A 12311-nucleotide genomic window follows, 5' to 3' on the forward strand; every position below is an offset into this window, starting at 1 on the left:
AAGCTGCAACCGACCATCGCGCAGATCAAGCAGAGCATCACCGACGCACGCGGCACCGCCGACCAGTCTTCGGAAATCGCCCGCCAGACCAGCGAAGGCATGCAGGTGCAGTTCCGCGAAATCGACCAGGTCGCCACCGCGTCCAACGAAATGAGCGCCACCGCCCACGACGTCGCCAACAGTGCGTCGAACGCGGCTAACGCGGCCAAGGGTGCCGATCAGTCGGCCCGCGACGGCATGCAGATCATCGAACGCAGCACCCGCGACATCAATCAATTGGCCGACGAAGTCAGTAAGGCAGTGACCGAAGTCGAAGCACTGGCGGTCAACAGCGAGCAGATCGGCTCGGTGCTGGAAGTAATTCGCAGCATCGCCGAACAAACCAACCTGCTGGCGCTCAACGCGGCGATTGAAGCGGCGCGTGCCGGCGAGAGCGGACGCGGGTTTGCAGTGGTCGCCGATGAAGTACGCAACCTGGCCAAACGTACGCAAGATTCGGTCGAAGAAATCCGCATCGTGATCGAGCGCATCCAGACCGGTACTCGCGGCGTGGTGGCGACCATGCATTCGAGCCAGACCCAGGCCCACAGCAACGCCGGGCAGATTCAGCAAGCGGTGCAGGCCTTGAGCAAAATCAGCGACGCGGTGACGGTCATCAGCGACATGAACCTGCAAATCGCCAGCGCCGCCGAACAGCAAAGCGCCGTGGCCGAAGAGGTCAACCGCAACGTCTCGGCGATCCGCACCGTCACCGAAACCCTGACCGGCCAGGCCACCGAATCGGCGCAGATCAGCAGCCATCTCAACTCGCTGACCACCCACCAGATGAAATTGATGGATCAGTTTCGGGTGTAAAAAAGCACCTTAAATCCCCTGTGGGAGCGAGCCTGCTCGCGAAGGCGATGTCACATCCAACAGAGATGTTGCCTGACACACCGCCTTCGCGAGCAGGTCGAATCGTCGCACCGTCGCTCCCACAGGTTTCATCCGACCTGTCATCTAATTTGATCTATGCTCGGGCTCTCGTTCCGGAGGGCCTTCGATGACTGATTTACTCACGTCCATTCAAGCCGCACTCGGCTTGCCTCACACCCAGGTCAAGTTCACCTCGAGCGGCGCCCTGCCCTCGGCGTTTGCCGTCACCGACCTGGCGTGCGCCAGCATTGCCGCTGCCGGCCAGGCTGTCAGCGAATGGTTGCAGCAACAAACCGGTCGCTTACCCAGCCTTGAGGTCGACCGGCGCCTGGCCTCCTTTTGGTTCGCCACTTCTATCCGCCCGATAGGCTGGAGCGTCCCACCGCTCTGGGACCCCGTCGCCGGTGACTACGCGGCCAAAGACGGATGGATCCGCCTGCACACCAACGCGCCCCATCACCGCGCCGCTGCCGAAACTGTTCTGGGCACCTGTGCCGACCGTGCAGCGATGGCGAGCAAGGTTGCTCAATGGACCAAAAGTGATCTGGAGCAAGCCGTGGTTGATGCCGGTGGCTGCGCTGCCGAGATGCGTAGCTGGGCGCAATGGCAGGCGCACCCTCAAGGTCAGGCTGTGAACGCCGAGCCACTGATTCAGTTTGCTGAAAACAGCCGCCAGAACGCGAAACCATGGCGAGGCTCGGTGGCGCAACCGTTGGCCGGAATCAAGGTGCTGGATTTGACTCGAGTGCTCGCCGGACCGATCGCCAGCCGTTTCCTGGCAGGCCTCGGCGCCGACGTCTTGCGCATCGACCCACCGACCTGGAACGAACCCGGCGTGGTGCCGGAAGTCACCTTGGGCAAACGCTGCGCGCGCCTGGACCTTCACGACAAGACTGATCGCGCAGTGTTCGAAAGCCTGCTCAAGGACGCTGACATCCTGCTCCACGGCTACCGCGCCGACGCACTGGAACGCCTGGGTTACGGCGTCGCCGAACGCCAGAAACTGGCGCCCGGCCTGATCGACGTCAGCCTCAATGCCTACGGTTGGAGCGGCCCGTGGCAGAACCGCCGCGGCTTCGACAGCCTGGTGCAAATGAGCAGCGGAATCGCCGACGCCGGTATGCAGCGAAAACGCGCGGACAAACCGACGCCATTGCCCTTGCAAGCGCTCGATCATGCCACCGGGTATTTGATGGCGGCCAGTGCGATTCGATTGTTGGGGCGTAGCGGATCGGCGCGGCTGTCGTTGGCGCGTACGGCGAAGTTGCTGATTGAAAACGGCCCGGGAGCAGATGAGCCGTTGCGGACGGAGGATGCCAACGATCAAGGGCTGTTGGTTGAGCAGACGCCCTGGGGACCGGCGCATCGACTTCATGTGCCACTGAAGATTACGGGGACGCCTTTGCAGTGGACACTTCCGGCTTCTGAATTGGGAGCGCATCGTGCGCAGTGGATCCACCCCTCACCCTAACCCTCTCCCCAGGGGGTAGAGGGGACTGACCGAGTTGTTCCTGGAGGTACATCGACCTGAGAAATCGAGTCGAACTCAGGTTTGAAAAGCATGAAGATCGGCTCCCTTTCCCCCTCTCCCCCGTGGGGAGAGGGGACTGACCGACGTGTTTTTGGAGGTACATCGACCTGAGAAATCAAGTCGAACTCAGGTTTTGAAAAGCATGAAGATCGGCTCCCTTTCCCCTCTCCCCCGTGGGGAGAGGGCTGGGGTGAGGGGTCGATTTCAAGCCGATCACATCCTCATCAATCAACCCTATTCAAAGAAGTCCAAAGCACCTGCGCCGCATAGCCTCGATAAGGTCGCCACGCTTCAGCACGCTGCAACAATTGCCGAGCCGTCACCGCCTCACCTTCTAGCGCCTTCAGCGCATTGATCAACCCCACATCCCCGCTTGGAAACGCATCCGGATCGCGCAACTGCCGCAAAGCAATGTATTGCGCCGTCCAGTCACCGATTCCGTGCAACGCCAGCAGCCGCGCAACGCCGTCCTCCCGATCTGGCTCAAACAATAAAGGATCATCGAGCAACGCCTGAGCCACACCCGACAGGGTTCGACCACGGCTTTTCGGCATCCCCAACGTTGACAGATCCACCAACGCCAGAGCGGCAGCCTGAGGAAACACATGGGTCACGCCGGGCAACGACGAAGCCAACGGCTCGCCATGCTGCGCCACCAGTTTCCCCGCCAGTTTAATCGCCGCGCCCACGCTGATCTGCTGTCCCAACACCGCACGAATCGCCAACTCCAGACCATCCCACGCCCCCGGCACCCGCAACCCCGGACGTTCGGCAATCAAACGCGCCATCAAGGGATCAACTGCCAGTTGCCGATGAATCGTTGCCAGGTCCGCATCCACATCAAACATCCGCCGCAGCCGCGCGATGATCTCTGGCACCGCCGTTGAATCAGGAAAATCCAGTGTCACTTCAAGTGCATCCGGCGCTGCGGGCTTGATCGAAAACGTGCCGTGAACACCATTCAACCCGATGCTGCGCGAGTAAACGCCATCAACCACAACCTCGATTCCGACAATCGCCCGCGCCGACAAGAACCCCAGCATCGCCGACCAGTCATAGGGCGGTGAGTACTCCAGCAGCACCTTCATAACGCCTCCGATTACAGACTGGAAAAGTCGCGGTGATCGGTCCACTCTCGGACACGACGACACCCGGATAAGCTATCAATAAAAGAAACTCCGAGGGCAGGCCTGAGGTCTGCCCTGATTCAATACCTTTTTGAAGGAGAAACGCTAAATGGCTATGTTCGAGCCCGGTCACCTGCACATCGAGCGCCACGCGCTGACCAAGGACGATTACGGTTACAACCTGCACATCGAATATGCACTCAGCCAGGATCCCAAGGAAGGCGAAGGCATGCTGTTCAAGATGCATGGCACGGTTGGGGACAAGGATCTGAAGGAAGAATTCTTCCTGCCCAAGGATCAGGCCTTCGACTTCGCCCGCCATGCCACGCGCATCGCGCAGAAGTACGGGATGCCCAAAGAGGCCAGTATCGGCTCGATACACAAGGAGTACGACGCCATGTTTGAAGATGTGCGGGCGCAGCTCGACGTCAAATCCGGCGACCCGGTCAAACCTGAACATCTGGATCGAATCTGAGCCCCCCTCACCTAACCCTCCCGAAACGTCGGACCGCCCCAAGGGGGCGAGTGGACTGACCGAGTTGTTCTTTCGAGTTACATCGACCTGAGATATCAAGTCGAACGCAGGTTTTGAAAAGCCCCCAATCTGCCCCCTTTTCCCCCTCTCCCCACTGGGGAGAGGGCTGGGGTGAGGGGTGCCTTTCAAATCCACCATAAATCTCAATATTTCACCCCAGCCCTCCTCCAAGGCATACTTGCCACCCTCCGCACTCCAGAACCCAAAAAACGCCCCATGCGTATCCACGTCAGCTTCATCGACCGCGTCGGCATTACCCAGGAAGTCCTGGCCCTGCTCGGTGGGCGCAATCTCAATCTGGATGCGGTGGAAATGGTTCCGCCCAACGTCTACATCGACGCCCCGACCCTGAGCCCGGAAGTCCTCGAAGAGCTGCGCGATGCGTTGTTCAGCGTGCGCGGTGTGCAAGCGGTGACGGTGGTCGACATTCTTCCCGGCCAGCGTCGGCACCTGCAGCTTGATGCGTTGCTCGCGGCCATGACCGACCCGGTTTTGGCGCTGGACAGTGCCGGCAAGGTGCTGCTGGCCAACCCGGCACTGATTGCGTTGTATGGTCGCGAACCTGACGGCGAAAGCATCGCCGACCTGTTCGCCGACCCCGCACTGCTCGAAGCCCTGCTGGAAAACGGCTTCCGCCTGCCGCTGCGGGAAGTCACCGTCAACGGCCAGACGTTGCTGCTGGACGCCACACCGATTACCGATGCCGGCGCCCTGCTGACCCTGTATCAACCCAACCGCATCGGCGAACGCCTGTCGGCGCTGCACCACGACCATGCCGAAGGTTTCGATGCGATGCTCGGTGAGTCCCCGGCGATTCGTACCCTCAAGGCCCGCGCCCAACGTGTTGCGGCCCTTGATGCGCCGTTGTTGATCCAGGGCGAGACCGGCACTGGCAAAGAACTGGTGGCCCGTGCCTGCCACGCCATCAGCGCTCGGCACAGTTCGCCATTTTTGGCGCTGAACTGCGCGGCATTGCCGGAGAACCTCGCCGAAAGCGAACTGTTCGGCTACGCCCCCGGCGCCTTCACCGGCGCACAACGGGGCGGCAAACCGGGGCTGATGGAACTGGCCAACCAGGGCACGGTGTTTCTCGATGAGATCGGCGAGATGTCGCCGTACTTGCAGGCAAAATTGCTGCGCTTCTTGAACGACGGCAGCTTCCGCCGGGTGGGCGGGGATCGTGAGGTGAAGGTCAACGTGCGGATCCTCAGCGCCACGCACCGCGATCTGGAAAAAATGGTCAGCGAAGGCTCGTTCCGTGAAGACCTCTTCTATCGCCTCAACGTCCTCAACGTCGAAGTCCCGCCCCTGCGCGAACGCGGCCAGGACATCTTGCTGCTGGCCCGCTACTTCATGCAGCAGGCCTGCGCGCAGATTCAGCGCCCGGTCTGCCGTCTGGCGCCCGGCACCTATCCGGCCCTGCTGGGCAATCGCTGGCCAGGCAATGTGCGGCAACTGCAGAACGTGATTTTCCGCGCCGCCGCCATTTGCGAAAGCAGCCTGGTGGACATTGGCGACCTCGATATCGCAGGCACCTCCGTGGCGCGTCAGAGTGACAGCGACGTCGATAGCCTCGAACAGGCAATGGAAGAGTTCGAAAAAACCCTGCTGGAAAAACTCTACGTCAGCTACCCCTCGACCCGCCAACTGGCCAGCCGCCTGCAAACCTCTCACACGGCGATTGCCCATCGGTTGCGCAAGTACGGCATTCCCAATAAGCCGTGAGCCTTGCGGCTGAAACACAATCCACCTAACACCATAGAACCCTGTAGGAGCCGAGCTTGCTCGCGATGGCGGGGTATCAGTCGAAATCAATGTTGACTGACATACCGCCATCGCGAGCAAGCTCGGCTCCTACAGGATTCTATGTTGAACGTTAAACCGCGCTCAAAAACGACCTCCATCTGTACTGAAAGCGCTACAGCGGAACGATATCGCTACACCCCTTCCCGATCACCGCTGTGCAAGGCTTTGATCCACTTAGGCTTTTTTCTCCACCTCGTGCTGTAGCGATTTCGCTACAGCCAGCAAATCCTCGCACCTCGAATAAACATATAAATTGTTGATTTTTAACAATAAAAAAACATTGGCCGCGATTTTGCTTAGTAACCGCTCATAAAGCAGGGCTTTTGCCCAAGCATTCAATCGCGTCCACCAGACGAGTCTGGCCCCCTTAGGAGTTTCCATGAGCGAGTTGCGTTTTACTGAAGATCACGAATGGCTGCGTACCGAAACTGACGGCACTGTCACAGTCGGCATCACCGCTTTCGCACAGAACGCCCTGGGCGACGTGGTTTTCGTACAACTGCCTGAGCTGCAGTCCTACGACAAAGGCGCTGAAGCCGCCACCGTGGAATCGGTAAAAGCCGCGAGCGGCGTGTACATGCCGCTGGACGGTGAAGTGCTGGAAGTGAACCCGGCGCTGGACAGCAGCCCTGAACTGGTCAACGAAGATCCGCTGGGCGAAGGCTGGTTCTTCCGCTTCCAGCCAACCGATGCATCGGCTGTCGCCAAACTGCTGGATCAAGACGCCTACGACCGTCTGATCAAAGCCAACGCCGAAGCCTGAGGAGCGCTGACATGACCCAAGTAAGCCTGACCACTGCCAACGAATTCATCGCCCGCCACATCGGCCCGCGTGCCGGCGACGAGCAAGCCATGCTCAACAGCCTGGGCTTCGATTCCCTGGAAGCCCTGAGCGCCAGCGTCATTCCCGACAGCATCAAGGGCACCAGCGTCCTCGGCCTCGAAGACGGCCTGAGCGAAGCCGATGCCCTGGCCTTGATCAAGTCCATCGCCGGCAAAAACCAGCTGTTCAAGACCTACATCGGCCAGGGCTACTACGGCACCCACACGCCGTCGCCGATCCTGCGCAACCTGCTGGAAAACCCGGCCTGGTACACCGCCTACACCCCGTACCAACCGGAAATTTCCCAGGGCCGTCTCGAAGCGCTGCTGAACTTCCAGACCCTGATCAGTGACCTGACCGGCCTGCCGATCGCCAACGCCTCGCTGCTGGACGAAGCCACTGCCGCCGCCGAAGCCATGACCTTCTGCAAACGCCTGAGCAAGAACAAGGGCAGCCACGCGTTCTTCGCCTCGGTGCATTGCCACCCGCAAACCCTCGACGTGCTGCGCACCCGGGCCGAGCCGCTGGGCATCGACGTGGTGGTGGGCGACGAGCGTGAACTGAGCGACGTGACGCCGTTCTTCGGCGCCCTGCTGCAATATCCGGCGAGCAACGGTGACGTGTTCGACTACCGCGCACTGACCGAACGCTTCCACGCCGCCAACGCCTTGGTGGCGGTCGCCGCCGACCTGCTGGCCCTGACCGTGCTGACCCCGCCGGGCGAGTTCGGCGCCGACGTGGCCATCGGCAGCGCACAACGTTTCGGCGTGCCGCTGGGCTTCGGTGGCCCGCATGCGGCGTATTTCTCCACCAAGGATGCGTTCAAGCGCGACATGCCGGGCCGTCTGGTCGGCGTCTCCGTGGACCGTTTCGGCAAGCCGGCCCTGCGCCTGGCGATGCAGACCCGCGAGCAACATATCCGTCGCGAGAAGGCCACCAGCAACATCTGCACCGCGCAGGTCTTGCTGGCCAACATCGCCAGCATGTACGCCGTGTACCACGGCCCGAAAGGCCTGACCCAGATCGCCAATCGCGTGCATCACCTGACCGCGATTCTGGCTCAAGGCTTGAGCGCCCTTGGTTTGCAAGTTGAACAAACCAGCTTTTTCGACACGTTGACGATCAAGACCGGCGCGCAAACCGCCGCATTACACGAGAAGGCGCGCGCCCAACAGATCAACCTGCGCGTCGTCGATGCTGAACGTCTGGGCCTGTCCCTCGACGAAACCACCTCGCCAGCCGACGTGGAAACCCTGTGGGCCCTGCTGGCCGACGGCCAAACCCTGCCGGACTTCGCCGCATTGGCGGCCACCGTTCAAAGCACGATCCCGGCCGAATTGGTGCGCCAGTCGCCGATCCTCAGCCACCCGGTGTTCAACCGTTATCATTCGGAAACCGAGCTGATGCGCTACCTGCGCAAGCTCGCCGACAAGGACCTGGCGCTGGATCGCACCATGATCCCGCTGGGTTCCTGCACCATGAAACTCAACGCCGCCAGCGAAATGATCCCGGTGACCTGGGCCGAGTTCGGTGCCCTGCACCCGTTCGCCCCGGCCGAGCAAAGCGCCGGGTACCAGCAGCTGACCGATGAACTGGAAGCGATGCTCTGCGCCGCCACCGGGTACGACGCGATCTCGCTGCAACCGAACGCCGGTTCCCAGGGTGAATACGCCGGCCTGCTGGCGATTCGCGCCTACCACCAGAGCCGTGGCGAAGACCGTCGCGACATCTGCCTGATCCCGTCCTCGGCCCACGGCACCAACCCGGCCACCGCCAACATGGCCGGCATGCGCGTGGTCGTCACCGCGTGCGATGCCCGCGGCAACGTCGACATCGAAGACCTGCGGGCCAAGGCCATCGAGCACCGCGAACACCTCGCGGCATTGATGATCACCTACCCGTCGACCCACGGCGTGTTCGAAGAAGGCATCCGCGAAATCTGCGGCATCATTCACGACCACGGCGGCCAGGTGTACATCGACGGCGCCAACATGAACGCGATGGTCGGCCTCTGCGCCCCAGGCAAGTTCGGCGGCGACGTGTCGCACCTGAACCTGCACAAAACCTTCTGCATCCCCCACGGCGGTGGCGGCCCGGGCGTCGGCCCGATTGGCGTCAAGTCGCACCTGACGCCATTCCTTCCGGGCCACGCGCAAATGGAGCGCAAGGAAGGCGCGGTCTGCGCGGCACCGTTCGGCAGCGCAAGCATTTTGCCGATCACCTGGATGTACATTCGGATGATGGGTGGCGCCGGTCTGAAGCGCGCTTCGCAACTGGCGATCCTCAATGCCAACTACATTTCCCGTCGCCTCGAAGAGCACTACCCGGTGCTGTACACCGGCAGCAACGGCCTGGTGGCGCACGAATGCATCCTCGATCTGCGCCCATTGAAAGACAGCAGCGGCATCAGCGTCGATGACGTCGCCAAGCGCTTGATCGACTTCGGCTTCCACGCCCCAACCATGTCGTTCCCGGTCGCCGGCACGCTGATGATCGAGCCGACCGAAAGCGAATCCAAGGAAGAACTGGACCGCTTCTGCGACGCCATGATCCGCATCCGCGAAGAAATCCGCGCGGTGGAAAACGGCAGCCTGGACAAGGACGACAACCCGCTGAAAAACGCCCCGCACACCGCGGCGGAAATCGTCGGCGAGTGGACGCATCCGTACAGTCGTGAGCAAGCGGTGTATCCGGTTGCGTCGCTGATCGAAGGCAAGTACTGGCCACCGGTCGGTCGCGTCGACAACGTGTTCGGCGACCGCAACCTGATCTGCGCCTGCCCGTCGATCGAAAGCTACGCTTAAACGAATAAGGGGGCGGTTTACTCGCCCCCTCTTTCAAGAACACCGCATACACCTGTAGGAGCAAAGCTTGCTCGCGATGAACGATGACGCGGTTCATCAGATAGACCGCGTAACGGCTATCGCGAGCAAGCTTTGCTCCTACGGGTTCGCGTTGCACCTATAACAAGAAACCGGAGAACAACCATGTCTTTAAGCGTGTTCGACCTGTTCAAGATTGGCATCGGCCCCTCCAGTTCCCACACCGTCGGCCCGATGCGTGCTGCGGCACGTTTCGCCGAAGGTTTGCGCCGTGAAGGGCTGCTGGCCGCGACCACCTGCGTCAAAGTCGAGCTCTACGGATCACTCGGCGCCACCGGTAAAGGCCACGGCAGCGACAAGGCTGTGTTGCTGGGCCTGGAAGGCGAACACCCGGACACCGTGAACACAGAAACCGTCGCCGCCCGTCTGCAAGAGATTCGTGGCAATGGTCGCTTGAACCTGCTCGGCGAACACAGCATTGCGTTCAATGAGAAAGAACATTTGGCGATGATCCGCAAACCGTTGGCCTATCACCCCAACGGCATGATATTTCGCGCCTTCGATGCGGCAGGCATACAAATCCGCAGCCGCGAGTACTACTCGGTCGGCGGTGGTTTTGTGGTCGATGAAGACGCCGCCGGCGCCGACCGCATCGTCGAAGACGCCACGCCACTGACCTTCCCGTTCAAAAGCGCCAAGGACTTGCTCAGTCACTGCGCCACCTACGGCTTGTCTATCAGCCAGGTGATGCTGACCAACGAAAGCGCCTGGCGCCCGGAAGCGGAAACCCGCGCCGGCCTGCTGAACATCTGGCAAGTGATGCAAGACTGCGTCGCCGCCGGTTGCCGCAACGAAGGGATCTTGCCCGGTGGTTTGAAGGTCAAACGTCGGGCGGCCGCGCTGCATCGGCAACTGTGCAAGAATCCGGAATCGTCCCTGCGCGATCCGCTGTCGGTGCTCGACTGGGTCAACCTCTACGCACTGGCTGTCAACGAAGAAAACGCCAACGGCGGGCGCGTGGTGACGGCTCCCACTAACGGTGCGGCAGGGATCGTCCCGGCTGTTTTGCATTACTACATGCGCTTCATCCCCGGCGCCAACGAAGACGGCGTCGTACGTTTTCTGCTGACCGCGGCCGCGATCGGCATTCTCTATAAAGAAAACGCCTCGATCTCCGGAGCTGAAGTCGGCTGTCAGGGTGAAGTCGGCGTGGCCTGTTCCATGGCCGCCGGTGCCTTGTGCGAAGTCCTCGGCGGCACCGTGCAGCAAGTGGAAAACGCCGCCGAAATCGGCATGGAACACAACCTCGGCCTGACCTGCGACCCGATTGGCGGGCTGGTGCAAGTGCCTTGCATCGAGCGCAACGCCATGGGCTCGGTGAAGGCAATCAATGCGGTGCGCATGGCCCTGCGCGGCGACGGTCAGCACTTCGTCTCCCTCGACAAAGTCATCCGCACCATGCGCCAGACCGGCGCTGACATGAAAAGCAAATACAAGGAAACCGCCCGTGGCGGTTTGGCGGTCAACATTATCGAGTGCTGATGTTTACACCCATCCGCACACTTTTTCAGGAGCTGAATATGTCCACCGAACAGTTGTCGAAAACCCCGCTGCACGCACTGCACATCGAACTCGGCGCCCGCATGGTGCCGTTTGCCGGCTACGACATGCCGGTGCAATACCCGCTGGGCGTGATGAAAGAACACCAGCACACCCGTGATCAGGCCGGGCTGTTCGATGTCTCGCACATGGGCCAGATCCGCTTGACCGGCGCCAATGCCGCCAAGGCGCTGGAAAGCCTGGTGCCGGTGGACATCATCGACCTGCCGGTGGGCATGCAGCGTTACGCGATGTTCACCAACGAGACCGGCGGCATCCTCGACGACCTGATGGTCGCCAACCTGGGTAACGACGAACTGTTCCTGGTGGTCAACGCCGCCTGCAAGGACCAGGACCTGGCGCATCTGCGCAAGCACATCGGCGACCAGTGCACCATCGAGCCGCTGTTCGAAGAACGCGCCCTGCTGGCGCTGCAAGGTCCGGCTGCCGTCACCGTACTCGCGCGCCTGGCACCTGAAGTGGCGAAGATGACCTTCATGCAATTCGCCCGCGTAAAACTGCTGGGTGTGGATTGCTTTGTCAGCCGTTCGGGCTACACCGGTGAAGACGGTTACGAAATCTCCGTGCCGGCCGCCAACGCCGAAGCCCTGGCTCGCGCCCTGCTGGCCGAACCTGAAGTGGCGGCCATCGGCCTTGGCGCTCGCGACTCCCTGCGCCTGGAAGCCGGTCTGTGCCTCTACGGCCATGACATGAACACCGAGACCACCCCGATCGAAGCGAGCCTGCTGTGGGCCATCTCCAAGCCTCGTCGCGCTGATGGCGCACGTGCCGGCGGCTTCCCAGGCGCTGAAACCGTGTTCGGACAGCAACAAGCCGGGGTCAGCCGCAAACGCGTTGGCCTGTTGCCTCAGGAACGCACGCCGGTGCGCGAAGGCGCAGAGATCGTCAATGAAGCAGGCGACATCATTGGTGCGGTTTGCAGCGGTGGTTTCGGTCCGACCCTGGGTGGTCCTTTGGCGATGGGTTACGTCGACAGTGCTTACATCGCGCTCGATACGCCCGTATGGGCGATTGTTCGTGGGAAAAAGGTGCCTTTGCTTGTAAGCAAAATGCCATTTGTTCCACAACGCTACTACCGCGGCTGATTGACTGTTTCTATAAGTAACGCGGTTGCGTTAACAGCGCACTAATG

The 12311-nt window shown here is 61.3% G+C and carries 8 protein-coding genes and 1 pseudogene; 8 read left to right on the forward strand and 1 reads right to left on the reverse strand.

Features of this window, described 5'->3' with window-relative positions:
* Positions 1-327: 327 nt before the first annotated feature.
* Positions 328-855, forward strand: a pseudogene (locus ACYZUA_RS25160) (methyl-accepting chemotaxis protein); the annotation flags it as partial.
* A gap of 187 nt (positions 856-1042) precedes the next feature.
* Positions 1043-2386, forward strand: coding sequence for a CoA transferase (locus ACYZUA_RS25165; protein ID WP_461961040.1), 1344 nt, complete (start codon positions 1043-1045; stop codon positions 2384-2386).
* Positions 2387-2670: 284 nt separating this feature from the next.
* Here ACYZUA_RS25165 and ACYZUA_RS25170 read toward each other — a convergent pair whose 3' ends face one another.
* Complete coding sequence (locus ACYZUA_RS25170; RefSeq protein WP_461961041.1) at positions 2671-3534, reverse strand: DNA-3-methyladenine glycosylase family protein; 864 nt, start codon at positions 3532-3534, stop codon at positions 2671-2673.
* 148 nt (positions 3535-3682) lie between these two features.
* Between ACYZUA_RS25170 and ACYZUA_RS25175 the strand changes: the two genes are divergently transcribed.
* From ACYZUA_RS25175 to gcvT, 6 genes are all read left to right on the forward strand, one after another.
* The gene (locus ACYZUA_RS25175) at positions 3683-4048 is read left to right on the forward strand and encodes a DUF5064 family protein (protein WP_461961042.1); all 366 of its coding nucleotides are present in this window, start codon (positions 3683-3685) and stop codon (positions 4046-4048) included.
* Positions 4049-4324: 276 nt separating this feature from the next.
* Entirely contained in the window at positions 4325-5833 is a 1509-nt protein-coding gene (locus tag ACYZUA_RS25180) for a sigma-54-dependent transcriptional regulator (RefSeq protein ID WP_461961043.1), read from the forward strand.
* A 460-nt stretch (positions 5834-6293) separates the two neighbouring features.
* Positions 6294-6677, forward strand: a complete 384-nt coding sequence (gcvH, locus tag ACYZUA_RS25185) for a glycine cleavage system protein GcvH (RefSeq protein ID WP_461961044.1) — start codon at positions 6294-6296, stop codon at positions 6675-6677.
* An 11-nt stretch (positions 6678-6688) separates the two neighbouring features.
* Entirely contained in the window at positions 6689-9541 is a 2853-nt protein-coding gene (gene gcvP, locus ACYZUA_RS25190; RefSeq protein ID WP_461961045.1) for an aminomethyl-transferring glycine dehydrogenase, read from the forward strand.
* A gap of 183 nt (positions 9542-9724) precedes the next feature.
* Entirely contained in the window at positions 9725-11101 is a 1377-nt protein-coding gene (locus tag ACYZUA_RS25195; RefSeq protein WP_461961046.1) for an L-serine ammonia-lyase, read from the forward strand.
* 38 nt (positions 11102-11139) lie between these two features.
* Positions 11140-12264, forward strand: coding sequence for a glycine cleavage system aminomethyltransferase GcvT (gene gcvT / locus ACYZUA_RS25200; RefSeq protein WP_008146923.1), 1125 nt, complete (start codon positions 11140-11142; stop codon positions 12262-12264).
* The last annotated feature ends 47 nt before the right edge of the window (positions 12265-12311 follow it).

The sequence above is a fragment of the Pseudomonas sp. LS2P72 genome (assembly GCF_054897865.1).

Excerpts from the sequence above, each read along its gene's own strand:
- ACYZUA_RS25165 (WP_461961040.1), top strand. The coding sequence starts at position 1,043 with ATGACTGATTTACTCACGTCCATTCAAGCCGCACTCGGCTTGCCTCAC.
- ACYZUA_RS25170 (WP_461961041.1), bottom strand. The coding sequence starts at position 3,534 with ATGAAGGTGCTGCTGGAGTACTCACCGCCCTATGACTGGTCGGCGATG.
- ACYZUA_RS25175 (WP_461961042.1), top strand. The coding sequence starts at position 3,683 with ATGGCTATGTTCGAGCCCGGTCACCTGCACATCGAGCGCCACGCGCTG.
- ACYZUA_RS25180 (WP_461961043.1), top strand. The coding sequence starts at position 4,325 with ATGCGTATCCACGTCAGCTTCATCGACCGCGTCGGCATTACCCAGGAA.
- gcvH (WP_461961044.1), top strand. The coding sequence starts at position 6,294 with ATGAGCGAGTTGCGTTTTACTGAAGATCACGAATGGCTGCGTACCGAA.
- gcvP (WP_461961045.1), top strand. The coding sequence starts at position 6,689 with ATGACCCAAGTAAGCCTGACCACTGCCAACGAATTCATCGCCCGCCAC.
- ACYZUA_RS25195 (WP_461961046.1), top strand. The coding sequence starts at position 9,725 with ATGTCTTTAAGCGTGTTCGACCTGTTCAAGATTGGCATCGGCCCCTCC.
- gcvT (WP_008146923.1), top strand. The coding sequence starts at position 11,140 with ATGTCCACCGAACAGTTGTCGAAAACCCCGCTGCACGCACTGCACATC.